Annotated in this window: 27 protein-coding genes; 16 read left to right on the plus strand and 11 right to left on the minus strand. The window is 59.0% G+C overall.

The genetic code is table 11. From position 1 onward, the window contains the following. Positions 1-77: 77 nt before the first annotated feature. A complete protein-coding gene (locus J7447_RS11540; RefSeq protein WP_209169654.1) occupies positions 78-977 on the plus strand; it encodes a LysR substrate-binding domain-containing protein in 900 nt (299 codons plus the stop codon). A 10-nt stretch (positions 978-987) separates the two neighbouring features. On the opposite strand, the gene J7447_RS11545 is transcribed toward J7447_RS11540, so the two are convergent. Together J7447_RS11545 and J7447_RS11550 are read right to left on the minus strand one after the other, a co-directional pair. Beyond that, a complete protein-coding gene (locus tag J7447_RS11545) occupies positions 988-2115 on the minus strand; it encodes a transporter substrate-binding domain-containing protein (RefSeq protein WP_209169655.1) in 1128 nt (375 codons plus the stop codon). A gap of 142 nt (positions 2116-2257) precedes the next feature. Then, positions 2258-2698, minus strand: coding sequence for a L,D-transpeptidase (locus J7447_RS11550; protein WP_209169656.1), 441 nt, complete (start codon positions 2696-2698; stop codon positions 2258-2260). A gap of 270 nt (positions 2699-2968) precedes the next feature. Between J7447_RS11550 and J7447_RS11555 the strand changes: the two genes are divergently transcribed. The 3 genes from J7447_RS11555 to J7447_RS11565 all read left to right on the plus strand — a co-directional run bounded on the left by J7447_RS11555 (position 2969) and on the right by J7447_RS11565 (position 6244). Then, positions 2969-3619: a TetR/AcrR family transcriptional regulator gene (locus tag J7447_RS11555; RefSeq protein ID WP_023000556.1), complete on the plus strand. Its 651-nt coding sequence runs from the start codon at positions 2969-2971 to the stop codon at positions 3617-3619. Positions 3620-3717: 98 nt separating this feature from the next. Next, a complete protein-coding gene (ilvC, locus tag J7447_RS11560) occupies positions 3718-4737 on the plus strand; it encodes a ketol-acid reductoisomerase (RefSeq protein WP_006935853.1) in 1020 nt (339 codons plus the stop codon). Positions 4738-5056: 319 nt separating this feature from the next. Next, complete coding sequence (locus J7447_RS11565) at positions 5057-6244, plus strand: GGDEF domain-containing protein (RefSeq protein ID WP_209169657.1); 1188 nt, start codon at positions 5057-5059, stop codon at positions 6242-6244. Here J7447_RS11565 and J7447_RS11570 read toward each other — a convergent pair. Genes J7447_RS11570 through J7447_RS11585 form a run of 4 tightly spaced genes read right to left on the minus strand, consistent with a single transcriptional unit; the run spans position 6235 to position 9339 of the window. Further along, the gene (locus J7447_RS11570) at positions 6235-7122 is read right to left on the minus strand and encodes a D-alanyl-D-alanine carboxypeptidase family protein (RefSeq protein ID WP_055655402.1); all 888 of its coding nucleotides are present in this window, start codon (positions 7120-7122) and stop codon (positions 6235-6237) included. The genes J7447_RS11565 and J7447_RS11570 overlap by 10 nt on opposite strands. 36 nt (positions 7123-7158) lie before the next feature. Next, positions 7159-7920 (minus strand): ABC transporter permease, encoded by a 762-nt coding sequence (locus tag J7447_RS11575; RefSeq protein ID WP_023000553.1) that lies wholly within the window; start codon positions 7918-7920, stop codon positions 7159-7161. Continuing rightward, positions 7917-8408: a GNAT family N-acetyltransferase gene (locus tag J7447_RS11580; protein WP_209169658.1), complete on the minus strand. Its 492-nt coding sequence runs from the start codon at positions 8406-8408 to the stop codon at positions 7917-7919. The genes J7447_RS11575 and J7447_RS11580 overlap by 4 nt, the downstream gene beginning before the upstream one ends. Before the next feature lie 7 nt (positions 8409-8415). Then, on the minus strand, positions 8416-9339 hold the full coding sequence (locus J7447_RS11585) for an ABC transporter ATP-binding protein (RefSeq protein ID WP_023000551.1): 924 nt from the start codon (positions 9337-9339) through the stop codon (positions 8416-8418). Between the two features lie 244 nt (positions 9340-9583). On the opposite strand from J7447_RS11585, the gene J7447_RS11590 reads away from it, so the two are divergent. The 3 genes from J7447_RS11590 (at position 9584) to J7447_RS11600 (ending at position 12857) form a co-directional block, all read left to right on the plus strand. Next, positions 9584-10486, plus strand: a complete 903-nt coding sequence (locus J7447_RS11590; protein ID WP_209169659.1) for a pirin family protein — start codon at positions 9584-9586, stop codon at positions 10484-10486. An 80-nt stretch (positions 10487-10566) separates the two neighbouring features. Then, positions 10567-11718, plus strand: a complete 1152-nt coding sequence (locus tag J7447_RS11595; RefSeq protein WP_209169660.1) for a GNAT family N-acetyltransferase — start codon at positions 10567-10569, stop codon at positions 11716-11718. Between the two features lie 227 nt (positions 11719-11945). Continuing rightward, the gene (locus J7447_RS11600) at positions 11946-12857 is read left to right on the plus strand and encodes a PhzF family phenazine biosynthesis protein (RefSeq protein ID WP_023000548.1); all 912 of its coding nucleotides are present in this window, start codon (positions 11946-11948) and stop codon (positions 12855-12857) included. 24 nt (positions 12858-12881) lie between these two features. Here the strand turns inward: J7447_RS11600 and J7447_RS11605 are convergent, their stop codons facing one another. Next, positions 12882-13778: an AraC family transcriptional regulator gene (locus J7447_RS11605; protein WP_209169661.1), complete on the minus strand. Its 897-nt coding sequence runs from the start codon at positions 13776-13778 to the stop codon at positions 12882-12884. A gap of 175 nt (positions 13779-13953) precedes the next feature. Between J7447_RS11605 and J7447_RS11610 the strand changes: the two genes are divergently transcribed. Continuing rightward, positions 13954-14718, plus strand: a complete 765-nt coding sequence (locus J7447_RS11610; protein ID WP_209169662.1) for an SDR family oxidoreductase — start codon at positions 13954-13956, stop codon at positions 14716-14718. 57 nt (positions 14719-14775) lie between these two features. On the opposite strand, the gene J7447_RS11615 is transcribed toward J7447_RS11610, so the two are convergent. Beyond that, positions 14776-15426 carry a glutathione S-transferase family protein gene (locus J7447_RS11615; protein ID WP_209169663.1) on the minus strand — a complete coding sequence of 217 codons (651 nt, stop codon included), beginning with the start codon at positions 15424-15426 and terminating at the stop codon, positions 14776-14778. 167 nt (positions 15427-15593) lie between these two features. Between J7447_RS11615 and J7447_RS11620 the strand changes: the two genes are divergently transcribed. The 7 genes from J7447_RS11620 (at position 15594) to J7447_RS11650 (ending at position 23628) form a co-directional block, all read left to right on the plus strand. After that, positions 15594-15929 (plus strand): metalloregulator ArsR/SmtB family transcription factor, encoded by a 336-nt coding sequence (locus J7447_RS11620; protein ID WP_023000544.1) that lies wholly within the window; start codon positions 15594-15596, stop codon positions 15927-15929. Beyond that, positions 15926-16426, plus strand: a complete 501-nt coding sequence (locus J7447_RS11625) for an SRPBCC domain-containing protein (RefSeq protein ID WP_209169664.1) — start codon at positions 15926-15928, stop codon at positions 16424-16426. The genes J7447_RS11620 and J7447_RS11625 overlap by 4 nt, the downstream gene beginning before the upstream one ends. A gap of 490 nt (positions 16427-16916) precedes the next feature. Beyond that, entirely contained in the window at positions 16917-17420 is a 504-nt protein-coding gene (locus J7447_RS11630; RefSeq protein WP_206907146.1) for a molybdopterin-dependent oxidoreductase, read from the plus strand. After that, positions 17417-19738, plus strand: a complete 2322-nt coding sequence (locus tag J7447_RS11635) for an ATP-binding protein (protein WP_209169665.1) — start codon at positions 17417-17419, stop codon at positions 19736-19738. The genes J7447_RS11630 and J7447_RS11635 overlap by 4 nt, the downstream gene beginning before the upstream one ends. Continuing rightward, the gene (locus tag J7447_RS11640; RefSeq protein WP_209169666.1) at positions 19735-20823 is read left to right on the plus strand and encodes an HD domain-containing phosphohydrolase; all 1089 of its coding nucleotides are present in this window, start codon (positions 19735-19737) and stop codon (positions 20821-20823) included. The genes J7447_RS11635 and J7447_RS11640 overlap by 4 nt, the downstream gene beginning before the upstream one ends. A gap of 566 nt (positions 20824-21389) precedes the next feature. Next, complete coding sequence (locus J7447_RS11645) at positions 21390-22946, plus strand: 2-isopropylmalate synthase (protein WP_023000539.1); 1557 nt, start codon at positions 21390-21392, stop codon at positions 22944-22946. A 136-nt stretch (positions 22947-23082) separates the two neighbouring features. Beyond that, entirely contained in the window at positions 23083-23628 is a 546-nt protein-coding gene (locus J7447_RS11650; protein WP_209009290.1) for an adenylate kinase, read from the plus strand. A gap of 85 nt (positions 23629-23713) precedes the next feature. On the opposite strand, the gene J7447_RS11655 is transcribed toward J7447_RS11650, so the two are convergent. Beyond that, a complete protein-coding gene (locus J7447_RS11655) occupies positions 23714-24130 on the minus strand; it encodes a 4-oxalocrotonate tautomerase (protein WP_209169667.1) in 417 nt (138 codons plus the stop codon). Between the two features lie 119 nt (positions 24131-24249). Here J7447_RS11655 and J7447_RS11660 point away from each other — a divergent pair, with 119 nt between their 5' ends. After that, positions 24250-24828, plus strand: a complete 579-nt coding sequence (locus J7447_RS11660) for a TetR/AcrR family transcriptional regulator (protein ID WP_209169668.1) — start codon at positions 24250-24252, stop codon at positions 24826-24828. A 24-nt stretch (positions 24829-24852) separates the two neighbouring features. On the opposite strand, the gene J7447_RS11665 is transcribed toward J7447_RS11660, so the two are convergent. Then, a complete protein-coding gene (locus tag J7447_RS11665; protein ID WP_209169669.1) occupies positions 24853-25398 on the minus strand; it encodes a GNAT family N-acetyltransferase in 546 nt (181 codons plus the stop codon). 80 nt (positions 25399-25478) lie between these two features. Further along, on the minus strand, positions 25479-26018 hold the full coding sequence (locus tag J7447_RS11670) for a GNAT family N-acetyltransferase (protein ID WP_023000534.1): 540 nt from the start codon (positions 26016-26018) through the stop codon (positions 25479-25481). Between the last annotated feature and the right edge of the window lie 148 nt (positions 26019-26166).

A 26166-nucleotide genomic window follows, 5' to 3' on the forward strand; every position in this document is an offset into this window, starting at 1 on the left:
TTGCTCTTGCACTGGCGATTTGGAAAGGCGATAAAATCGAAACTTAACTTAAGCATTCACTTAACTTGGACAGACAAATGCTCCGCTTCCCCCCGCTCAGGCTGCTCACCGTCTTCGAGACGGTTCAACGCGCGGGAGGCACCAAGGCGGCGGCGGGCGAATTGAATGTATCCATGTCGGCGATCAGCCAGTCCCTGCGACAGTTGGAAGAGCACGTCGGCACCGCCCTGATTGATCGCAGCACAAGGCCGGCCGGCCTCACCGCCGCTGGCGAGATCCTGCTGAAAGCGGTGATCGAAAACCGCGAACGGCTGAGCGAAGCCCTGAACGACATCCAGACACTTGCCGATCCCGCCAGCGCCTCTGTCACTGTTGCCTGCACCGTCGGCTTCGCCACCTACTGGCTCATGCCCCGGCTTGAGGCGTTTTATCTGGACCATCCGGAAATCCCGGTGAACGTTCACACCACGCAGCAGGAGGTCCCCCGGCTTGGCCAGGGGACCGATATCGCCATGCGCTATGGCGACGGCCGCTGGGACGACGGCACGGTCGAACAAATGTTCCGCGAGCTGGTTGAGCCCGTGTGCGCCCCTTCCCTTGCCGAGCGTATCCGCGCCGATGGCGGCAGCCTGGCTTCGGCCTTCCTGATCCATGTGGACACCAGCGATCGCCGCTGGATTTCCTGGCAGGAGTATCTTGCCCGCACGGGGCAGAAGGCTGCTGGTTCGGCCAAGGGCCTCCGGTTTTCCAACTATGTCCAGGCCACCCAGGCGGCCTTGTCGGGCCACGGGGTCATGCTCGGCTGGCGCTCGATCACCGGTGACCACGTGCAAAACGGCCTGCTGGTCCCTGCCGGCCTGCCGCCGCTGCAGCCAAACAACGCCTATCATGCCGTGCTGTCGCACCGCAGCCGGAACCGGGAAACGGCCGCCATTGTCGTTGACTGGTTGAGGGCTGCCGCGCGGCCACAGCTCTAGGGAAACACTACTAGCGCTCGTCGCCGAAGTAGCGCACGCGCAGTTGCTCGATCATGTCCGTCTCATGCGCCGTCAGCAATTCCAGCGTCAACGGCCGTGTCCACGGACTGCCGTGCGCAAGGGCAAAGCCGTATTTGTCCGGTTCGAAGATCGGGCCGATCACCTCGACATTCGCCCGCGGGTGACTGTGAGCGTAATACTCAAGGACAGGCGCATCGCCCACAACGGCATCAATCTCATCATTGCGCAGAGCAGCGACTGCACCTTCGATGTCGTCAAAAGACCGGTGTGACCAACCGGATGCTTCTGCGAACTCCTCGGCCACACTGCCGGCAAAGACGCCGATACTCTTGCCCGGCAGATCGGCAACACTGTTGATCTGGTTGGTGAGTGAAAGGGTTGTCATGACGCTGGTCACCGACGAGGTCACATAGGCCATCACCGCAATGCCGCAGACCAGCCAGAGCGCCTGCCAGATGCGGCCTGGCCAACCAAACAGGTTCTTGCGCGAAGGCGCCTTGCCGGATGTCACCACGGACATGACCGCATAAAAACTCTCCGACACGCCTTCCGGCCAGCCCCGGGGAAAGTTCTTGTCGAAACGCCGGTCGAACAGCGTCATCAGAGCCGTTGCAAACACGATCACAAGCGCCAGCCAGCCATAGGCTCTCAGGTAACCGGATTCCTGCAGGCCCGTTATCACCTCGCTGAAACTCGCTCCCTGACTGTCAGGCACGAGAATGCGCAGGCCCGCATCGAACCAGGGCTGGGTAAAGTCGATCCTGTCGGCGCGCTTGCGGGTGATCGTCAGGTTGGTGACGGCAATACCGATGGATTTGTCCGCCGCTGCATCCACCAGCTCCCGGATGGTCGGGAAGAGCCGATATTCGTAGAGAATTCCGTTTTTCTGCGCCAGTGCTTCCCAAAGGTCCACCGCCATGCCGGAATAGACACCCGGCTCTTCCTCCATGACAAAAGGGGGGCTGATGTAGAGGCCGACGCTGACCGGCGAGCCCGGCAGCGGTGGATTGTCGTCCCCCTCCGCCGTCTGCCCCAATGCCGGCAGCGCGAGAAAAATCGACAGGCAGAGCACAAGGGCAGCTGACAGGCATCGACAGAAATTCGAGCAGGCGGTCACGACGGCCTCCGCTTGGCAGAAGGGGAATCACCCAGAAGGTTCCTGAAGGGTAAGCCGCCACGCCAAAACCATGCAACCTGTGCCCCCACAGGCTGCTCATGAATACGGCCGGTGGTAGCAACGGATGAATTGCTCCCTCAACTCACCGCGTGATCACGATTCTCGTGTCGGCGCGGCCGACCTTTCGCACTAGATTGAAAAGCTGAGCGGCATTCTTGGGATGGAGCCGGATGCATCCGTGCGAGGCAGGACGGCCCAGCCGCTTGAGGTCGTTGGTGCCGTGTATGGCGTATCCGCCGAGAAAGAAGACCGAATAGGGCATGGGTGCCCAGTTGTACTTGCGCGAGTGCCAGTCGCGTTCCAGCCGGGTCGGGCGCCAGCTTCCCGTTGGTGTGCGATATCCCTTGCGCGCCGTTGAAACCGGCCATTTGTTTCGCAAACGCCCGTCGACGTACAAATAAAGCCGCTGTTCGGAAAGATCGATCTTTGCGGTTACCCGAGGTGCAGCGCTTGCACTGGTGGCAACCAAGACAAGAAAGGCCAGCAACAACGGCCCGGAAATGAGTTTTTTGATGGTCAACATCTCAAAGACACCCAAGAAAAAACAAGACAACAAAATTGAATACCAAAATCTAATCCGCACTTTCTTCGAGACGCAAGCCAAACTTGAAGTAAGCGTAAACGTCTACTCCGATCACGCTTTGAAGCGCACGTTCCAGAGTGCTTGCCCAGATGCGCACGTTCGCCAAATAGGTGCAAAATTACCCTTGACCTGCCCAGCCGCCGGTGCCATAACCACACCCGAACCGTACCGTACGGTTCCCTACTGACAATCAACGATCCGACCTGAGACATGACAGCGACCGCTTACGATATTGCCACCTCCCGCCCGGATGCAGCGCCCGAATTTTCGCCGCGCCAGCAGGTGGTGTTGCAACATGCGCTGACGCTGCTGGTCGAAGGTGGAGAGAAGGCGCTGACGACGGCAGGCTTAGCCCGCACGGCAAGCTGCTCGAAGGAAAGCCTCTACAAGTGGTTCGGCGACCGTGACGGCCTGCTGGCTGCGGTTGTCGCCTTCCAGGCCAGCCAGGTTCAGTTTCCTTCCGAGGCTGGCGCCACTGCCGATGCGGCGACGTTCCGGGCACATGTGACGGCCTTTGTCGAAGCCCTGCTGGGTGTCCTGTTTTCAGAAACCTCGCTGGCGTTGAACCGGCTGTCGATCGGCCAGTCCAACACCAATTCGAACCGCCTCGGCCAGCTTCTGCTGGTGCGCGGCAAACACATGATTTCCGCCCGCGCGCGCGCCATGCTGGACAGCGGCCGCCGCCACGGGCTTCTGAAATTCGACGAATCCGAAGACGCCTACCAGGTGCTTTACGGCCTTGCCATTCGGGACGTCCATATCCGCCTCCTTCTGGGTGAGACCGCTGGTCCTGCCGAGAAGGATCTGAAATCGCAGGCCGAAGCGGCCGTCGATCGCTTTTACCGTCTGTTCGGGGCCTGATCGCCGCGAACCTTCGGAACCACTGGGAAACACCAGAACCAATCAAGACCGGAAAACCGGCCTTCAAACGACAGAATGCAGACGGGAGAAAGGAACCCATGCGCGTTTATTACGATCGTGATGCTGATCTTAACCTGATCAAGTCCAAAAAAGTCGCCATCATCGGCTACGGCTCGCAGGGCCGCGCCCATGCCATGAACCTCAAGGACAGCGGCTGCACGGAAATCGCCGTTGCCCTGCGCGAGGGCTCCACGACCGCTCTGAAGGCAGAAGCTGACGGCTTCAAGGTCATGAACGTGGCTGACGCCGCTGCCTGGGCCGACCTGATGATGATGGCAACCCCGGACGAACTGCAGGCCGACATCTACAAGGACCACATCGCAGCCAACATCCGTGACGGCGCTGCAATCGCCTTCGCACATGGCCTCAACGTTCACTTCGGCCTGATCGAAGCAAAGTCGACCGTTGACGTTCTGATGGTTGCTCCGAAGGGCCCGGGCCACACCGTGCGCGGCGAATACATGAAGGGTGGCGGCGTGCCGTGCCTGATCGCTGTTCACCAGGACGCTTCCGGCAATGCCCATGATCTCGGCCTGTCCTACGCCTGTGGCGTTGGCGGCGGCCGTTCGGGCATCATCGAAACCACCTTCAAGGAAGAGTGCGAAACCGACCTCTTCGGCGAACAGGCTGTTCTGTGCGGCGGTCTCGTCGAACTGATCCGCGCCGGTTTCGAAACCCTGGTTGAAGCCGGTTACGCTCCGGAAATGGCCTACTTCGAGTGCCTGCACGAAGTGAAGCTGATCGTCGACCTGATCTACGAAGGCGGCATCGCCAACATGAACTACTCCATCTCCAACACTGCAGAGTGGGGTGAGTACGTGACTGGTCCGCGCATCGTGACGCCGGAAACCAAGGCGGAAATGAAGCGCGTCCTGACAGACATCCAGACCGGCAAGTTCACGTCCGATTGGATGCAGGAATACCGTGCAGGCGCTGCCAAGTTCAAGGCAACCCGCCGCCTGAACGACGCACACCAGATCGAGGAAGTTGGCGAAAAGCTCCGCGGCATGATGCCGTGGATCAAGTCCAACGCGCTCGTCGACAAGACCAAGAACTAACAAGGTTCGCCCCATTGACCCGAAACGAGACCCCGCTGGCAACAGCGGGGTTTCTTTTTACCGGTTCCTGCTGGTCGTCAAATAGATATCCGGGCGCAGGCGTTATAAATAAGCGGCCCTCGACCACCCACGCCCTGCCGCCCCAAAGATGCCGCATTGCCTCCGCAAATTTCACAGGTATCGTAAACGGGACCAAAGCGTTGAATTCCCTATTTGATAAAAGTTTTTTTATCGCGGCTAACCGGATTGCAAGACCCTATCCCGTAACGTAATCACTATCCTTTGTGAGATTGAGGGACCGGTTCCGGAGACTGCCTTGATGGATCTATCGACACTCTTTTCGGCAAATGTGCTTCTGCTGTCGATTTTTGCCATCTGCTTCCTGGCCATTTCCCTGCAGACCAGTCCGCGTGCTCACTGGTTGAGCTGGGCCGCTGCAAATACCCTGTTGGCGTCGTCTCTGGTCTGCTTTGCGCTCAGCAGCATGCTGCCGACCCTGGTCGCCTATCTGCTCCCCAACACCCTGTTGCTGCTCGGTTTTGGCTGTCACTGGCACGCGGCACGCCTTCTGGCGGATATGCCGAGCAAGCTCAGCAATGTTGTCGCGCCCGCCTTTGCCTACGGCATCGTCGCAGGCTGCGCGTATCTGCTTTCCAACTACGCCCTTGCGTACATGGCCTCCAACGTGGTGTTCACGCTGCTGTCCGTGGCAACCATAACCGTCTACGCTTCAAGGCCCTTCCGGGGTCTGATTTCCAATATCGGCCTCATCCTGGCGTTCTTCTTTCTGGCTGCCGAAGGTGTGCTGCGCACAGTGCACGGACTTGTTTCCGGCGGCCCGCAAGGGCCCGGCATGATCGACGACCTGATTGTCGATATTCACCTGATGTGCGCGCTCGTCTTCGTCAGTCTGACCGGCGCTTTCTCCCTTGCGCTGTCGTTCGAGCTCGTGGCGAACCGGAACCGGGAAGCGGCACGGCGCGATCCCCTGACCGGCGCCTTCAACCGCAGGGAGTTTCAGACACGTCTGGAAAGCCTCCTGCAGGAAACGCAGAAGGACGACTTCGGCCTGGTCCACTTCGACCTCGATCACTTCAAGCAGGTGAACGACAGGTTCGGACACGTTGCAGGCGACGAAGCGCTTGTGAAGGTCTGTTCGGAAGTGAAGGCGCATCTGCGCCAGAACGACTGCTTTGCCCGCCTCGGCGGCGAGGAATTCGCGGTGCTTCTGCCGTCCATCTCGCGCGAGAACGCCTTCCGGGTTGCCGATCGCCTGCGCGAGCGCATTTCCGACCTGCGGTTCGAATTCGCACCGCAGGACTTCAACCTGACGGCGTCGGCAGGTGTCTATCACGGCGACGGCAGCCAGCTGCCGTCAGCCGAATTGCTCAAGACAGTCGATGAGAGCCTCTACCTGTCCAAACGGACCGGACGCAATCGGGTGTCAGTTGTCGAGAAGGTTTCCGGTGCAATACCAGCCGAACCTTTGCGGGCCGCTCAGGAATAGGCTTCGATCAGCCGCGTCACTTCCTTGTCCCGCGCTGCCTCGCTCGCCCCACCCATGACGACGACGATCAGTCGCTTGCCGCCCCGGTTGGCGGTCGCGACCAGATTGTAGCCGGACATGCGGATATAGCCCGTCTTCAGGCCATCCACACCGGCAACCTTGCCGACCAGGTTGTTGGTGGCCCGGAAGGTGCGGCCGTTGTAGTCGAACGACTTGGCCCGGTAATAGCTGCCGTATTGCGGGAACCGCCGCTTCAGGGCGAGACCAAGCACTGCCATGTCACGCGCCGACGAAACCTGCGCGGGATCGGGCAGGCCCGTGGCATTGACGAAACGGGTACGCGACAGGCCAAGAGCCCGCGCCTGGGACGTCATCTGCCGGGCGAAGGCCGCTTCGCTTCCGGCCAGATTTTCGGCAACGGCGATGGCGACGTCATTGGCCGACTTGACCGCAAGCGCCCTTGCCGCCTGCTCGACCGTGATGGTCGACCCTGCCTTGATGCCGATCTTTGCCGGCGGCTGCGATGCTGCCTTGGCCGAAACACTCAAGGGGGTGGAAAGCGTGTAACGCCCTTGCGAAACCGCATCAAAGAGCAGGTAGAGCGTCATCATCTTGCTCAGCGAAGCGGGATACCGCGCTGCATCCGCATCGACCGCATAAAGCTCTTCGCCGGTCGACGCATTCAGCACCAGCGCGGAGAACCCGCGCTCGACCGCCGTTTCCGGCGCATAGGCAACGGCAGGAAGAGGCGCCGTCTGAACGGCAGGCGCTGCACTTGTAACGGGCGTCGGGGCTGGCCCCTGCCCCGTCTGACAGGCGGCCAGAAACCCGGCCAGAACGAAGATCGAAGCCTTCTTCAAAAGGACAGACGCACGCATTCCCGCTCTCTTAAACTCGCGTTTCGGCCGGATACCTCAAGCCTTCAGGCGGTATCCGGTCTTGAAAATCCAATGTATGACGGCCAGTGAACCGCCGAGGAAGATCATCGTTGCCAGCAGCGACAGCCAAAGGCTGACGTCCGCCTGACCATAGAAGCTCCAGCGGAACCCGGAAATCAGGTAGACCACCGGGTTGATCAGCGTGATCTTCTGCCAGATATCCGGCAACATGTTGATGGAATAGAAGCTGCCGCCCAGAAAAGCCAGAGGCGTGACAATCAACAGCGGTACAAACTGCAGTTTTTCGAAATTGTCGGCCCAGATGCCTATGATGAAGCCGAGCAGGGCGAATGTAACGGCCGTCAAGAGGAAGAACGCGGCCATCCAGACCGGGTGCTGGATTTCCAGCGGAACGAAGAAACTCGCCGTGATCAGGATGATCAATCCGACCAGGATCGACTTCGTAGCCGCCGCCCCGACATAGGCAACGGTGATTTCCAGGAACGACACGGGCGCCGACAGCACCTCGAAGATCGTGCCCGTAAACCGCGGGAAATAGATGCCAAAAGAGGCGTTGGAGAGGCTCTGTGTCATCAGGGACAGCATGATCAGCCCGGGCACGATGAAGGCGCCGTAGCTGACACCGTCCACCTCGGAGATCCGAGAGCCGATGGCTGCCCCGAAGACAACGAAATAAAGCACCGTGGAAATCACCGGCGAGATGATGCTCTGCATGATCGTGCGGCGGGTGCGGGCCATTTCGGCCAGGTAGATGACTTTGATCGCTTCGAAATTCATGTGCCCTGCTGCCCCGAAATCAGAATGAGTTCCATTCGGGGCAACGTGCGCCCCGGGATCGAGCCGGATGGAGACCGGCCAATGGTCTTGAAGCCCATGCGGGCATAGAAAGGTTCTGCAAAAGGATCCGCGTCGAGACCGATCCTCACCAGACCAAGGCTCCGCGCTCTTTCATAAAGCGCATCGAACAGCGCCCGGCCGACGCGGCGTCCCTGCCAGGCAGGGTCGACAAAACAGCTCTCCAGTTCCCCTGTTTCGCCGTCGTCTTCCATGGACAGCCGGATACAGCCGACCGGCTCACCGCCTGCGTCCTGCGCCAGCCAGAAATCGTGCTCCTCGATCCAGCTTTCGCGAACCTTGAGTTCTTCGGCGCACATGGCCATGAAAGCATCGTCATAGCCGTTCGACTGCTTGGAGCGCATGCACAGGTCCGTCAGTGCCGTGCAGTCGTCCAGTGTCGCCTTGCGAATGGTGAAACCGGTGTCCATCGCCGCCTCATCCCTGACTGACCAGACCGACGAAGATATCCTCGAGCGACGACTGATCCGTCTGCAGATCGTGAAAACGCACGCCGGCCTGGGAGAGATCGGTCAGAAGCGATGTGATGCCAGTCCGGTCAGCCTGGGTATCGTAGGTATAGACCAGGCTGCGGCCGTCATCCTCGAGCTTCAGATCGTAGCGGGCAAGACTGCCGGGGATCTCGACGAGCGGCTCCGTCAAGCTGAGCGACAGCAACTTGCGCCCGAGCTTGCGCATGAGCTCTGCCTTCTCTTCCACGAGAATGATCTCACCCTTGTTGATCACCCCGACACGATCGGCCATTTCCTCGGCCTCCTCGATATAGTGGGTGGTCAGGATGATGGTGACGCCCTTCTGCTTCAGCTCCCCAACGATGCGCCACATGTCGTGCCTGAGTTCCACATCCACGCCGGCTGTCGGCTCGTCCAGGAACAGGATCTTCGGTTCATGCGCCAGCGCCTTGGCGACCAGCAGGCGGCGCTTCATGCCCCCGGACAGGGCCATGATGGGGTTGTTGCGCTTTTCCCAGAGCGTCAGGTCCTTGAGAATGCTCTCGATCCGTGCCGGATCGGGTTTCATGCCGAACAGGCCGCGGCTGAAGGCGACCGTATCACCGACCATTTCGAAGGGAGCCGTGGGCATCTCCTGAGGCACCAGACCGATCATCTGCCGGGCAGCGCGGTACTCGCTCAAGGCGTCATGGCCGCACACGTGAATACTGCCGGAGGTCGGCCGCACCAGGCCGCAAATCGTGCTGATCAATGTCGTCTTGCCGGCGCCATTCGGCCCGAGCAACGCAAACACCTCTCCTTGCTGGATATCCAGAGACACGGATTTGAGAGCCTGGAAGCCACCGTCATAGGTTTTTTCCAGGTCGCGTACGGAAAGTATCGGGGCCATCGTTTCAACCGGTTCGGAATTGGGGATTTGACCAGACGGCCAAACTGGCGTGCACACTTGCATGTGGGCGGACCGTCCGCAAGATGCAACCCTTTGGCCGTAAGCCACCGTCCGGTCGGAGCCTATCCGATGGCGGGATCACTGTTTCGTCTTTCGAAACACTGCGTCTGCAGAGCCAAGACTAGGTTTTGCCCTGCGAGCCGCTATCTTTCCCTCAAAGTCAATCCGCATCAGGAACCAAGTCATGTCCATCCGCCCCGTAACCCACATCGGCAGCACACAATCAACCATGGAAGGCGCCGGCGTCCGGCTGGAGCGAGCTTTCGGATTTCAGGACCCGGAAATGCTGGATCCGTTCCTGCTGCTGGACGATTTCCGCAACGAACGTCCCGAGGACTATCTGAAGGGCTTTCCCTGGCATCCCCATCGCGGCATCGAAACCATTACCTACGTGCTGGCCGGCACCGTTGAACACGGCGACAGCCTGGGCAACAGCGGCAACCTGGGTGCGGGCGACGTCCAGTGGATGACAGCCGGGCGCGGGATCATGCATCAGGAGATGCCAAAGGGCGACGCCAATGGCCGCATGCACGGTTTCCAGCTCTGGGCCAACCTGCCGTCCTCGCTGAAGATGACCGCTCCGCGCTACCAGGATGTCGCCTCAAAAGAGATCCCGGTTGTGACCGATGACGACGGCACTTCCGCACGGATCATCTGTGGCGAGTTCTGGGGCAAGCGCGGCCCGGTCGACGGCATCGCCGCCGATCCGCAGTATCTCGACATCCATGTGCCGGCTGGTCACAAGAAACGCTTCAAGGTCGACACCTACAAGCAGACCTTTGCCTACATTTTCGATGGCTCCGGCACGTTCGAAGGAGCATCCGACCCGTTCGGGGTTCTGACGGAAAAGGAATTCGGTGGCGAGGAACTGAAGATCCGTGACGAGACCGGCAACCGTTCTCTGGTGATCTTCGGCTCCGGCGACGAGATCGTCGTTCACGCAGGCGAGGAAGGCATCCGTTTCCTTCTGGTTTCCGGCGCACCGATCAAGGAACCCGTGGCCTGGCACGGCCCCATCGTGATGAACACCCGTCAGGAGCTGATCCAGGCGGTAACCGAACTGCAGAACGGCACATTTATCCGGTAGGGCTGAAAAGAACCTGCTGCCTTGTAACTTTCACAAAGTCTGGCTAGGGCTGTCCGGGATACAATCGATCTGGACAGCCCATGCCATTGAAACTCCGCCCGGCCACAAAGGCCGACGCCCCAGCCCTCACCGATATCCTCCATCGCGCCAAGGCCTCCTGGGGCTATCCGGAGGAAAAAATGGCAGAGTTTCGCGACTACTGGCGAATTTCCGAGGCCACCATCCAGTCCCTGACGCTCACCGTTGCAGAGCGGGACGGTCAGCCCATAGCCTTTTCCGGGCTCTCTCCCCAAAGCGAAGATACCCTGCTTGTCGATTTTCTGTTCGTTGCCCCTGAAGCCCAGCGTCAGGGCATTGGCGACCTTCTGCTGAAGCGCGCGGAGGATCATGCTCACCGGCAGGGATTGAGCCGGCTTTATCTGGAAAGCGACGCCAACGCGGGCCCCTTTTACGAAAAACGCGGGTTTCGGACGATGGCGACGCGACCAAGCGAGATGTCGCCCGGCAAGGAAATCCCCCTGATGGAAAAACCGCTGGCACCTGCGGTCTACCGGGTGGAAGCGCTGAACATCGAGGTTTCGGACGAACCCTGGGCTTTTGAAACGAAGCATGCAGACGCGATCGATGCGTATTTCGAGGAAGCCAGGAAGCGCATTCCCATGCTTTGGAATGGCCGAACCATGAAGTTGACCGGGTTCGAGTTCAAGGATGGCACCTTTAACGGCACCTGCGCGGAATGTTCCTTTGCCGCTTTCCTGGCGTGGCGCGACTGGGGTGCGCCCGATGCAAGCTCGTTCAATCTCTTCGGCTCCGCCATCCTGAGGTCCGCCGAGGGCGCATTGCTTTATGGTGTCATGTCCCGAAAGACCGCAACAGCGGGCATGATCTACCCTCCCGGTGGCAATCTCGACCCGACCGACCTGACCGAAGATGGCAAGGTCGACGTTGTCGGGGCGATCTACCGGGAACTTGAAGAGGAAACAGGCCTCAAACGAGACGACGTCAAGCCTGCCGGGCTGCTGGTGACATTCGACGGCTGGCGAATTTCCATCGGCCAGCTGATGGATGTCCCCCGCCCCGCGGAAGAGTTGCGCACGGAGATCCTGCGTTTTTCAGAGGCGTCAGAAGAACAGGAGCTTGCCGATATGCGCATTATTCGCACGCGCGCGGACCTTGAGGACAGCGCCATCGTGCCTTACGCCCGTTCGCTCGGCAAATATCTGCTGCCATGAAGAGCACTCGGCGAGACGGCCGGGAACGGCAATATTTTGTTCACCAAGAATGCGCACTAAGCACTGGCAGGACTTGCCTGAAAATGCAAAAGTCCGCTCACCTTTGAAGCCGGCACCGTGGTTTGCACGGGCCGTCCGATGCGGACAGGTTGGTTGTTTTACAACGTTTGAGCCCCTCGCCTGACTTCGTTTGAAGGTCGGCAGGCGGCGACAGGGAGAAGAGAAGTATGAGCCGCCGCTACGCGATCCTGGATGTCTTCACGAACACGAGCCTTGCCGGGAACCCCCTGGCGGTGGTTCTGGACTCCGAGGGGCTGAGCGACGAGCAGATGCAGAAGATCGCCGGTGAGTTCAATCTTTCCGAAACGGTCTTCGTCTTCCCGCCGGAAAAGCCCGGGCATTCCGCCACCATGCGGATCTTCACACCCAAGATGGAATTGCCGTTCGCCGGGCACCCGACCGTCGGTACGGCCATCCTTCTGGCAACGGAACGCTTCGGCGATATTTCGGGCGAGCAGGATGCCGTTGTTGTTCTGAAGCAGCAGATCGGCACCGTGCGCTGCGCGGTTATCCTGCGCGAGCACGCAGCCGCCTTTGCCGAGTTCGACGTTCCCAGCCTGCCCGAGCCCGCCGGACCGACCCACAACGTCGAGCTGATCGCAGCCGCGCTCAACCTGGAGCCGAGTGACATCGGGTTCGAGAACCACGGCCCCTCCCGCTTCCGCGTAGGCCCTCCCTTCACCTTCGTGCCGGTGCGCGATCTGGATGCCTTGGCGCGCGCCAAACCGGTGCCGGCCATGTGGAACGCGGGCTTCGGCAAGAACGGCAATACGGACGCTTATGTCTATTGCCGCGAAACCCGCTCCCACGACAGCGCTTTCCACGCCCGCCTGTTTGCGCCCGACATGGGTATTCCAGAAGATCCCGCGACAGGTTCTGCCGCGGCGGCATTCGCAGGTGTGGTCGACTATTACGACGACCTTCCCAACGGCACCCACCATATCCGCATCGAACAGGGTTTCGAGATGGGACGCCCGTCCCTGATCGACCTGGAAATCGACATCGAGGGCGGCAAGATGCATGCGGTCAGGATCGGCGGTCAGGCGACGCTTGTCGCTCGGGGCGAACTGTTCCTCTAATCAAATCAGACGCTGCCCGGACGGTCAGAAGGCCGCCTGGGCAGGTTCGTTCGCCTTGTCGGCGCGCGGCGGCAGACCGAAATGCCGGGCGTACTCTCGGCTGAACTGGGTCGCGCTTTCGTAACCCACCTGGAACGCCGCGCGCGAGACGGACAGTTTTTCCGCCTGCAGCAGCCGGCGCGCCTCCATCAGCCGCAACTGCTTTTGAAACTGCAGCGGACTGGTGCCGGTAATATCCTTGAAGTGCGCATGGAAGGCTGACACGCTCATGCCTGCCTCGCCGGCAAGATCGTCCACCCGCAAGGACGCCGCAATGTCCCGGCGTATGCCGGCAATGACCTTGGCGATGCGGGCCGCGTGACTGTCCTGCTCTGAAATCTGACGCAGGATAGCGCCATGTTCGGCGGTCAGCAGCCAGTAGTGGATCTCTCGCAAGATCAACGGCAGCAACACCTTGCCGGCCTCCGGCATCTCCGCAAGCTCGAACAGGCGCCGTATCGCATCGACGATCGCCGCATCTGCCCTGCCGCTTGCAACGGCGCGTGCAGCCATAGATGTTTTACCCGGCCGATCCAGCTCCGGAGCAAGTTCGCGGATCAGTGCCATGTCCAGTGGAATGGCGAGCGCGACATAGGGCTCGGCCTGGCTCGCACGCACGACCCGTGCCTGCGCGGGCAGATCCAGCCCGACAATCAGTGACTGCATGGCACCGAACCGGACGGTGTTCGATCCGAGATATGTCTGCTTCTCCCCTTGGAGAACCAGGCAAAAAATCGGTTGGTAGACGATCGGATAGATCAGGGTTGGCCGGCGTTGACGCACCAGCGTCATGCCACCAGCACCAACAGGAAAAGGATCGCCACCTGCGCCATGATCATCAGCAAATGCAACAACTTTCCGGATAAGCTCGTCTGCCTGCATGGTTCCCTCCGTCAAGAACCCAGCGATACGCCCGCCGGTTGGTGATGGCAAGCATGCAGGTTGCCTGATTTGTAGGATCAGGCAAGTCTTCTGGAGAAACCGGCACACAATACGTCTCGCTACGGACTATCTCATGGTCATCGACATCACGCCCCACAACACTGGAGCCAATAACATGACCACCTCCCCCAAGATCGCCCTTATCACCGGCGGCAGTCGCGGCCTTGGCCGCAACACTGTTCTTCATCTTGCCAAGAACGGTGTCGACACGGTCCTGACATACAGGACCAGCAAGGAAGAAGCCGCACAGGTCGTTGCCGAAGTGGAAGCGCTGGGTGCCAGGGCTGTTGCCCTGCAGCTTGATACTGCAGACACGTCCGGCTTCCCCGCATTCACGGACGCATTGAAAACCGTGCTACAGCAGACCTGGCAGCGTGACAGTTTCGATTTCCTGGTCAACAACGCCGGCACGGGCATTCACAAGCCCTTCGCCGAGACGACTGAGACCGATTTCGACCAGTTGATGAATGTTCACGTGAAGGGAGTCTTTTTCCTGACGCAGCAACTGCTGCCGCTGATCGCAGATGGCGGCCGCATTCTGAACGTATCGTCCGGCCTTGCCCGGTTCTCCCTGCCCGGCTACGCGGCATACGCGACCATGAAAGGCGCGATTGAAGTTCTGACCCGCTATCTGGCCAAGGAACTGGGATCTCGACACATCGCCGTCAACACGCTGGCGCCTGGTGCCATCGAAACGGATTTCGGTGGCGGTGCCGTGCGTGACAATCCGGAAATCAACAAGGTGGTCGCCTCCATGACAGCCATGGGCCGTGCCGGCCTTCCGGATGACATCGGCGGAGCCATCACCGCGCTTTTGAGCGGCAATACCGGCTGGATGACCGGCCAGCGCATTGAAGTCTCGGGCGGTCAGAACCTCTGACACCCCAAGTCAGCAGTGTGCCGCGGCGGCCGGATCCCGGCCGCCGCTTGCATTGGCCTATTCGGCAGCTTCCATCAGGCGTGCAGGTGCCGTCATGGCCCAGCTCGGCACTGCTTCCAGCCGCTGATACCAGGCAATGATGTTGGCATGGCCTTCCAGCGGCATACGCGACTGCGGGTTCAACGCCAACGCCGACAAGGCACCGACCGCAAAATCGGTTACGGTCACCGTGTCCCCAAGCATGTAGTCCCGCCCTTCCAGGTGGGCGTCGAGAACTGCAGCGAAGCGATGGAAGTTTTCGCTTGCCGCTTCAATCCTGGCTTCGTCCGGTTCACCCAGACCGAAAAGCGGCTTGACCATCGTTTCCCAGGCAATATCCCTTGCGGCCTGGTTGTAATGCTGCACCTCCCAGGACATCCAGCGCAGGATCTCAAAGCGCAATTTGGCGTCCGTCGGGCAAAACGCTTCGGCTCCTGCCCGGTCACTCAGGTAGATCATGGTCGGGTTGGCTTCCCACAGGTTCATGTCACCCACCACGAGCGTCGGAACCTTCAAGTTGGGATTGGCGGCCTTCAGGTCGTCCCGGTGATGCTCACCCGCCATCATGTTCAACCTGTGGACCTCGACTTCATCGAACAGTCCAAGATGATGCAGCACCGCCTCGACACGGCGGCAGTTGGGCGAAATATCTGCTGTGAACAGTTTCATGTCCGTCTCTCCACATTCGTAAGTCCGGTCATCAGCCCCAGGTTCGGCCGGAAACCTGTGCTGCACGACCATGGGAAAATTGAGCCGGTGTCGCGCGTCACTCATTTACTCAACCACTTAGTTGACTATAATGAAGTCAGATGATAGTCAACCAAAAGGTTCACTTTATGAATGCAGCTGAAATGCCTCAACTCGATGCCACCTTCGCCGCCCTCAGCGACGGCACGCGCCGTGCGATCGTAGCCAGGCTTGCCGACGGCGAGACATCGCTTTCGGACCTCGCCGAACCGTTCGACATGTCGTTGACAGCGGTTTCCAAACACCTGCGGGTGCTCTCGGATGCCGGGCTGGTGGATATCGAAAAACGCGGGCGTACCCGCCATTGCCGGCTGCGCGGTGCACCAATCAAGGAAGCCGTGGACTGGCTGAGCAAATATGAAGCGTTCTGGATCGACCGTTTCGATGCTCTTGCCCGTCACCTCGCCAAGGACAGCGAAAAATGACCGTACAACAGCAACCCCAAGCGTTCCTGAAATCCAATCCCGGCCAGGAGCCGGTGCTCGTGGAAGGCCTGTTCCGGGCCGACCCGAGGCGGGTCTTCCGCGCCTTTACCGAACCCGATGAGGTTCGATGCTGGTTCGTACCCAAGTCCGGTGCGCTGGTTTCGGCGGAGATCGATCTTCAGGTTGGTGGGCGCTGGTGTTTCGTCATTGAGAAAACCGCGGAAAAGCAGATCCACTTTGAAGGCGAATATCTGGCCATCGAAGCGCCGAACCGTCTTGAGTTTTCCTGGCGCCATGTTCAGGAATATGCCGACGGCACACGGGAAGCGACAGACACTTCAAGAGTATCCGTTACCTTTACCGAAGTCGGCAAGGCGACGGAGGTCAAGTTACGTCACGAGGCCATCAAGACCGAAGATGCACGCCGCGGTGTCGGCGGCGGCTGGAACGGCTGCTTTGGCCGACTGGCTGATCTCGTCGCCCCCAGGAACGGATAAGAGGCAGGACACCAACGCTAGCCCCGGCGCCGGCCGTTGCCGGTTGCCGGCTGCCTGCTTCTCCGAAGCACATGGACTGCTGTTTGGCCAACGGCAGCGTTTCGGCGCAATCCTGCTGAAGCGCCGCGCAGATCGTCGCTTCTGGAGCGCCATTTCCTCGCTTCCGAATGAGGATCAAACGCTTAAACGCGCATTGCCATTGAATAGTAATAAATCACAATACTCTACCTGCTTGCAGCGAGCCATCACTGTGTCATTTACTCGTGCTCGAATTAAATAGATTCATCACATCGCAACCTTTTAAAATATTGATTTAAAACACATAAATGACAAAAATATTTACTTTACTTGATGAAGTTAACCAGATGTTTGCCCATTTAATTTGCATTTGATTAAAGGCTCTTGGCGTATCCAAGTTCCGCAGAGGAACTAATGAAAACAAGTTTACTGTCAAAAATTACAGTAACGCGCAAGTAAACAGGGAAACGCCATGAAAACCTTACTGAGCCTCCTGGCTGGGGCACTGATGATCAGCTCTGCCGTTCAGGCTGCCAACCTTCCGGCACCAACAGGTGATGTCGTCCTCGTTGTGACCGGAAACATCAAGAACACCAACAAAGGTGACAGCGCTGAATTTGACATGGAGATGCTGGAAGGCCTTACAGAAATCTCCAAGACGCTCGAGACACCCTGGACTGAAGGCACCACTGCCTTTTCCGGCCCTCAGCTGCGCGCAGTGCTGGAGGAAGTTGGCGCACGCGGTTCCAAACTGATCGTCAAGGCTCTCAACGACTACAGTGCAGAAGTGCCGGTAGAAGATGCCGAGGACTTCGACACGATGCTGGCGACCAAAATGAACGGCGACTACATGTCCGTTCGCGACAAGGGCCCCCTGTTCCTGGTCTACCCTTTCGACACGAACCCGGAACTCTTCAACGAGAAATACTTTTCCCGTTCGGTCTGGCAAATCCGTGAAGTTGAAGTGGTAGAGTGAAAAATCAGCTCGAAATAGGCGGCAAGGCCGTTGAACAGGCTGCAAGGGCGACGAAATCCGTTCTCGTCGTCCAGATCTTTCTTGTCTGTACGGTCCTTGCCATCTTTTCAATGCTGGTCAAACGCGAAGGCCAGTTGCATGACGCTATCCGTGAAGACGCAATCTGGGCTGTCTATCAGCTCGACCGCGAAACACGTGCCGTCTACGAGCTGATACAACACGTCAAATATCGTATCGGCGAGGCAGGTGTCGAAGCGGCGCAGGAAGCCGTAGCACCGCGAGATCTCGTAACGCGTTACGACATCCTCTATTCGCGTCTCTCGGTCCTCGCCAACTCCAAATACAACGTCTTCTTCGAGCAAAGTCCGAACTTCAGATCCAGGATCACGACCATTCAGACCAAGATCCTGGCCATCGAACCTGTCTTCAACGAAATCGCAGCGAAAAAGAATTACGTCGACATCGACTTTGCGCCTGTCGAAGAAACGCTCGAAAAAATTCGTAGCGCCACGAACGAATTTCTTGTCCGCACGAACGCGACGATTTCAGAAGCACGCGCCGAAGCCCGCAACGACGTCTTCCATGTACAGATGCTGGCCTTCCTCTTCATGTTCGCGATTGTCGTCGCCGCACTCTTTCTCGCCCTGCATATGCTTCTGCAGGTCCGCATCGTGAAACAGACGCGAGAAGGGATGACCAGGGCCGCAGCCGAATTCGAAAAGGCCTATGAAGCAGCAGAAGCCGGCAACAAGGCCAAGTCGGAGTTTCTGGCCACGATCGGACACGAAATCCGCACCCCGCTGAACGGCATTCTCGGCATGGCCGAACTTCTGGCACAAAAGCAGCTTCCGGAAGAAGAAACCGGTTACGTCCGCACCATCACGAGTTCCGGCAATACGCTGCTGGAGATGATCAACGAGATCCTCGATTTTGCGAAGATCGAATACGGATCCCTTGAGACCGAACAGATTGTCTTCCGGCTCGACGAACTGGTGCAAGAGGCGGCAGCTGTCGTGGAAGGCAAGGCGCTCGAGCAGAATGACGAGCTCAAGCTAAACATCGACCCGACACTTGAAAAAGCTTTCATCAAGAGCGACCCCACCCGGCTGAAGCGCGTCCTGCTCAACCTGCTGTCCAATGCCGTGAAATTCACCGAAAACGGCTCAATCCACGTCGATGTGGTTGCCGGAAAAGTTGTCGCCGAGACCCTGGAACTGAAGATCAGCGTCAAGGATTCCGGTATCGGCATTGCCGAAGAGGCACAAAAGCAGCTCTTTACCGCATTCCACCAGGTCGATTCCTCGATCAGCCGGCGCTTTGGCGGCACGGGCCTCGGCCTTGCCATCTGCAAACAGATCGTCGAGGCGATGGGTGGATCGATAGGTGTGTTCAGTATTCCTGGCGAAGGCGCGACCTTCAGCTTCACCTTGCCGGTTCAACTGGCACATGCCCCTGCTGCGAATCTCACCGGTTTGGATAGCGGTTCGACCCCAACTGCATTGATCCCCCGTCTGCGTATCCTGCTCGTGGAAGACAACGTCATAAACCAGCGTGTCGCAACGAAGTTGCTGGAGAGACTGGGTCAGGAAGTTATCGTTGCCAGCGACGGCAGAGAGGCGATCAAACATGTGCAGGACGCCACTTTCGATCTCGTACTGATGGACGTGCAGATGCCTGATCTCGACGGGATCGCGGCAACACGGCTGATACGGAACATCGGCGCTCCATTCGACAAGCTGCCCATCGTTGCAATGACGGCAAATGCTTCCGACCGGCACCGCCAGGACTGCCTGGACGCGGGCATGAATGCCTTCGAGTCCAAGCCCGTCACCTTCCAGAGGCTTGCGACCATCCTGCGTGAATATGGTCCTTCGGACACTTCAGCAGAAGGCACCACCGACCTGCCGACATCCCCAGGTTCTCCGGAACCGACGGAACCAGTGCATGCGGCTCAATCCGACGCAGCGACACCAAACGCCAACGTGGTTCGCCTTGCCGGAGAAGAGAAAGGGGATGCCAGACGAGCTGAACTGCGGGAGGAACTTGGCGAGGAGGTCTTCCATTCTCTGGTGAATGCCTTCTTTGAAAATGCCGACACTCTCGTTGTGCAAGTCACCGAGGCAGCAAGCTCGGGTGATGGGGAAAGCTACGACCGGCTGCTGCACACACTGAAAGGTGCGGCGGACAATCTCGGATTTACGACCCTCTCAAAAACTGCGGACGCACTTCGCACCAGCATCGAAACCTCCAACCAGGTGACACTCCTGACGGTGGAGCTGGAAAAAGCAAAAAACAAATACCGGAAGATTGCGATATGACCGACACACCGCTTGCCGACACCGATTTCCGCATCCTGCTGGTCGAAGACGATCCCACCAACCGCATGATCATGGAACGGCTTGTGGAGCGCATCCCCGGATGCCACGCAGTCAGCTTTTCCCATCCCATCGACCTGATCGCGGCGCTCGACATGGTCGAATTCGATGTGGCGATCGTCGACTATCAATTGCCGGGCCTCAACGGCATCGAGCTCATCAAGGAAATTCATCAGCACCCCGCCCATACTGACAAGCCGATGGTGATCGTCACGGCAGACAAGGACCGGGACACGCGCATCGAGGCCCTGACCTCCGGTGCTGTCGATTTTCTGAACAAGCCGCTCGAGGTGGTGGAATTCAAGGCCCGTGTCCGGAACCTGACCAAGCTGGCCGAAGCGCAGCGCAAACTCGCCACCCGGGCGGAATGGCTGAAAGAGGAAGTCGACAGGGCAACGACCGAACTCAGGAAGCGCGGCGAGGAAATCGTTCACCGGCTGATCCTTGCTTCCGAATACAAGGACCTCGACACGGCCATGCATACCCTTCGCATGGCGAACTTCTGCGAGTTGATTGCCGAAGAACTCGGCATGAGCATGGAGTTCCGGCGAGACCTCAAGATGGCCGCACCGATGCACGACATCGGCAAGGTTGGCATTCCGGACCGTATCATGCTGAAACGCGGCCCCCTCACCCCGGAAGAACGCGAAGAAATCAACCGGCACACGGAAATCGGCGCCGGCATCCTCAAGGGTTCCAGCTGCCGGCTGCTGCAGGTCGCGACCCAGATTGCCGCGACACACCACGAACGCTGGGACGGCAGCGGTTACCCCAATGGTCTGCGTGGAGAAGAAATACCTCTTGTCGGCCGGATAGCGGCCGTTGCCGACGTCTTCGACGCGCTGACGACGGAACGCCCCTACAAGTCCGCGTGGACCAACGAACGGGCCTTCAGCTTTCTGGAAGAAAAATCAGGCAGCGACTTCGACCCGGAGTGCATTGCCGCCTTCCTGAGCAAGAAGAAGGAAGTGGAGGAGATCCAGGCCAGATTTGCCGACGAGCCCATTCCCCTGGCCAAAAACGGCTAAGGCGGTCAGTCCGCAAGACGTCTACCACAGACGCCGGCAATCGCCCTGGCTTCCGTGCGATAAACGCGGCGTAACAGGGCCGGCTTTGGGCACAATGCCTTTGCCTCCTCCCTTTGCAGCGGCTCAGATCTTGTTTGCGCAAGCTATCGCCGATCCCTGAAACGCCAGGCCAAGGGGGCTCCAAATGTACAAGCTTCGGAAAAGCTGGTTGCATCATGGTTCATCCTGACTTATGAACAGTCCCCATTAACCGTCAGGTCACGCTTTTGCGCCACGCTTGGCGGACCAGTTGAAAAGACGACCAAAGGCCAAGACAGACCCATGATCGCGGTTCGCGACATTTCTGGATCTTCTCGCAACGCGCTGGCTCAGCGCGGCGGCCTCATTCTACTTGGCGATCTCCTCCTTCTTAGATGCCCCTGAGCGTCGGCTGCTTCGCTTGTCTTTAGGCGGAACGGGCACTTAGGGGAGAGTTTTCAAAAAACCGCATCACGACCATCGGATCGCGCCACGCCTTTCCTTACCCGAGCGACCTAAGGCCCGATCCAAGCCAGGGACGAAACGACATGACTGCCACTTCCGAGAAGGACCAGGTCCGGATCTTCGACACCACATTGCGCGACGGCGAACAATCGCCCGGCGCCTCCATGACGTTGGAAGAAAAGCTGCAGATCGCGGAAATTCTCGATGACATGGGTGTCGACATCATCGAAGCCGGTTTCCCGATTGCCTCGAACGGCGATTTTGAAGCCGTCAGCGAAATTGCCAAGCGCTCGAAAAACTCGGTCATTGCCGGTCTGGCCCGCGCCATCCACGCTGATATCGACCGCTGCGGCGAAGCCGTGAAACACGCCGGCAAGGGCCGCATCCACACCTTCGTTTCCACTTCGCCGATCCATCTGAAATTCCAGATGAACAAGACCGAAGAACAGGTGCTGGAAATCATCACCGACACGGTGACACGGTCGCGCAACCTGATCGACGATGTCGAATGGTCCGCAATGGACGCAACGCGCACGCCGATCGAATACCTGTGCCGCTGCGTGGAAGCCGCAATCAAGTGCGGTGCCACCACCATCAACCTGCCGGATACGGTCGGCTACGCCACCCCGGACGAATACAAGTCCATGTTCGAGCAGATCCGTGAGCGCGTGCCGAATGCCGACCAGGCGATCTTCTCGGTCCACTGCCACAACGACCTGGGCCTGGCCGTTGCCAACTCGCTGGCCGGTGTCGCCGGCGGTGCCCGCCAGATCGAATGCACCATCAACGGCCTGGGCGAACGCGCCGGCAATGCTGCCCTGGAAGAGATCGTCATGGCGATCCGCACCCGCAGCGACGTCCTGCCCTACATGACCCAGATCGACCCGAAATTCATGGTTCGCGCTTCCAAGATGGTGGCGGGCGCCTCCGGGTTCGCGGTTCAGTACAACAAGGCCATCGTCGGCAAGAACGCCTTTGCCCACGAGAGCGGCATCCACCAGGACGGCATGCTGAAAAACGCCGAAACCTATGAAATCATGCGCCCGGAAGACGTTGGCGTGAAAGCCACCTCGCTGGTCATGGGCAAGCATTCCGGCCGCCACGCCTTCCGCGACAAGCTGAAAGAACTGGGCTTCGAATTGGGCGACAATGCCCTGCAGGATGCTTTCCGCCGTTTCAAGGACCTCGCCGACCGCAAGAAACACGTCTACGACGAGGACATCGAAGCCCTGGTCGAGGACGAAATCAGCATCCTGGGCGAAAGCACCAAGGTGATTGCGCTGACGGTAATTGCCGGTACGGGTGGCCCGCAGAAGGCGATCCTGACCATGGACGTCAACGGCCAGCACGTCACCAAGGAAGCCACGGGCGACGGTCCTGTCGACGCCACGTTCAACGCCATCAAGGCAATCGTGCCGCATGAAGCCAAACTGTCCCTGTACCAGGTGCATGCGGTGACCGAAGGCACCGATGCACAGGCCGAAGTGTCCGTACGCCTGGAAGCCGGCGGCCGCATTGCCACGGGCAAGGGAGCGGACACCGACACACTGGTTGCTTCCGCCCGCGCCTATGTTTCGGCCATGAACAAGCTGGCCCTGCGCCAGCAGACCGGCAACCCGGGCGCGCTTGCTGCCGTCTAACGCCGGAACCACCAAAAGCTCCGGATCAAGGTGACTGTTGTGTCGCCCGATTTCGGACCTGACACGAAAAGCCTCCTGCACCACCGATTTTCCGGTAAGGTTCAGGAGGCTTTGTTTTGTCGGGGAGGACAAACGGGTGGAAAGCCTTGGCACAGACGGAGAGATGAAGCGCGTGGTGATCGCCGGATGCCCGGGGGCCGGCAAGTCCCGTGCGGCCCGAACCTTGAGCGACCTGACCGGCCTGCCCGTCATTCATCTGGACAGTCATTACTGGCAACCGGGTTGGCAGCGCCCTTCCCCCGAAGTCTGGCGCGCCACCATGAAAGAGCTGATCGCTCGCCCGCGCTGGATCATGGACGGCAACTACGGCAGCACCCTGGACCTTCGCCTGAAAGCAGCTGATACGCTCATCTATCTCGATTTTAAGACGTTTCTCTGTGCGACGAGAGTGCTGAAGCGCTCCATTCTCGGCCGCGGTGGCACCCGCAGCGGCGAATTGCCGGATGGCTGCCTGGAGCGCTTCGACTGGCCGTTTTTCAAGTTCGTTCTGAACTACAGGCGGACGCGGCGGGAACGTGATCTGGAAAGCATCAGGGTGTTCTCCGGAGTGAGCCATGTCTTCATCCGTCCACGCCAGTTGAAGCGATTTCTCGGCTCACTCGAGAGCGGACCGGTTTCCTGAATTCTCCCGTTACCTGCCGGCAAAAAGCCCCTGGAGCCGCCAAAAGGGCCGCAGAAGCGGCCCCTTTTCAATCCGTGTTGTGACGTCAACCCTGCGAAATCCGTTCGGAAAGCTGGCTGTTGGTCATGGCTTCGCCGTCCAGGTTCCAGGTCCCATCCACAGTGTGCACCACGTTTGAATAGATGCGGTCCCGTGGCAAACGACCTTCTGCCGCCGCGGCGATGATGTCTGTTGCTTCCTTGAAGAACCCGACCTGAACGTCCCGCGCAGCCAGGGCAAAACTTGGCGTCTTGCATTCCAGCCAGGCCCCTTCCACCGGCTCGCCGCCGGACAGCGCCCCGTTCTTCGGCAGTGCCTGTATCTGCATGGTCACGTTGGGGGTCATGACCTTGTTGCCGCCAAGCCCGTGCCATTTCAGGAAGGCTTCGGTGATTTTCCTGCCTGCTTTCAAACCGGCATCTTCGCTCATCACGCCCTGGGTGTAACTGAGTGCAAGTGGCATTTCCGTTCCTCTCAATTAAATATAACGTTCGTTATATTTTCTGACGCACTCTATTTATGTAACGATCGTTATGAAGTCAACAAAATATATAACGATCGTTCTTTAATCGAGAGAACCGCATGGCAAAACAACAACTTCGCAAGGCAGAAACCCAAAAAGCCTTGCTCAGCGCATCAAGCAGGGCCTTCCGAAGCGAAGGATATTCCGGGGTTGGTGTCGACGCGATCGCAAAGGCGGCGGGTGCTACTTCGGGTGCATTCTACGCGCACCTGGGATCAAAGGACGGGGCCTTTCACGCCGCGCTGGAACAGGGACTGGACGAAGTAACCACCACCATTCCTGACTACCGGGAACGTTTCGGCGACAAATGGGTCGAGGCATTTGCACGGTATTATCTCGGCACGGCGCATCGGCAGGACCGCGCCTGCGGCTGTGCGATGACCGCACTGTCGCCCGATGTCGCACGGGCCAAGCCTGAGACGCGCAAACTCTATGATGACAAGATGCAGGAAATAGCGTCACTCGTTGCCGAGGGGCTCAAGAAAGGCACCCCGTCTGAACGGCGGAACCGCGCCTGGGTTTTTCTCAGTCTCCTGATAGGAGGACTGACCACGGCACGGGCCATGTCGGATGAGACCCTTGCCGAAACCGTGACAGCGGCCGCCCTGCCCGCCGCCTTGCAGGCTGCCGGCGTTTGATGGCGACCAATCGCACTCAAGCGATCAGCCGCCCGTGCCAGGCTCCAGAGACTGAAGATATTGCCGGCGCGTGATCCGGTAGAACCGGCAATGCAATCCGTGCTTTCGTATTTCCCGCCAGAAACGCAGTCCTGCCTTCTGCATCACCCGCTGCGAAGCCTTATGCTCCGCAACTGCATAGGCAAGCATGTGATCGTTCTGTGTCGTGTCGAAGAACCAGCCGACAAGAGCCCGCGCGATCTCGCTCGCATAGCCCTTCCCCCAGGCTGACCGTTTCAGGCTGTAGCCAAGTTCATAACCTTCCGGGTTCCTTTCGAACGAGAACCCCGCCCGGCCGATAAAGGCTCCCTCAGCCGTCTCCAGTTTCCATTTGGACATCCCGGTGCCCCGGTGATCGCCGACGTAATTCGCGAGCCGCCGGCGCACTTCCTCCGGATCCATGATCGCCGGTCCCGGAGACAGATAGCGATTGACCTCCGGATCTGAATGAAGGTCCTGCAACAATGGGAAGTCATCTTCGGAAAAAGGCAACAGGCGCAGCCTGCCTGTTGTCAGAATGGGTGTGTTCAAATGGGTCACTCTCAAAAAAAGGGACCGTGGCAGACACGGTCCCGACGCATTTCTCGAGGTCCCGTAAGCCCCGAAAATGCCTAAGCACTCATGAGATAGGATTGCATGGACGGGCTCAGGAGCTGAAACACGTCCGCCTGCATGCCTTCAATCACTTTGCTCTCGCGGTGATAGAAACCGTTGCCCTTGACCACTTCTCGCATGGTCCGGTTGTCGGTGCGCACGACAGCGACCAGATGGGAAAAATAGGTGTTTTCGAAGAACCAGTCTGACAAGGCGGCACAAAGGCGCTTGGGCAGATCCGGGTCCTGATCCAGCACGTCGAGACGCAGGCAATAGTTCAGACTGATCTCGGAAGTTTCGCTGACAGGCGTAAACCCGGCCCAGCCGAGAAATGCCCCGTCGGAAGACACCGCCTTCCACTTGGCAAACCCGAGGTCGTCCTGGTTCTGCTGAGCAGACCGCACCAGTTCTTCCGCATCAACGACGGTGCAATTGGTGGAATATTCTGTACATCGGTTGCCGTAAGGATCGGAGTGAAGATCTTTGACGAGATGAATATCGGTTGGCTTGAAAGGGACGAGCCGCACTGAACCGCATTCGAGTATGATCGTCTGCACCGTGACCTCCCAGTCTAGGATTTCTTCAGGCCTTACAAGCGGCGGCGAATCCCGCCACCGAACGCATGTTAGCCATGTAACCCTGAATTGTGCCATTGCCATGGCAGACAAAAGTATAAGATCAATTTTGACAAAAATATATTCGCAA

This window comes from Labrenzia sp. R5_0 (assembly GCF_017743835.1).
In the GTDB taxonomy this organism is placed as follows: Bacteria; Pseudomonadota; Alphaproteobacteria; order Rhizobiales; family Stappiaceae; genus Roseibium; species Roseibium algicola.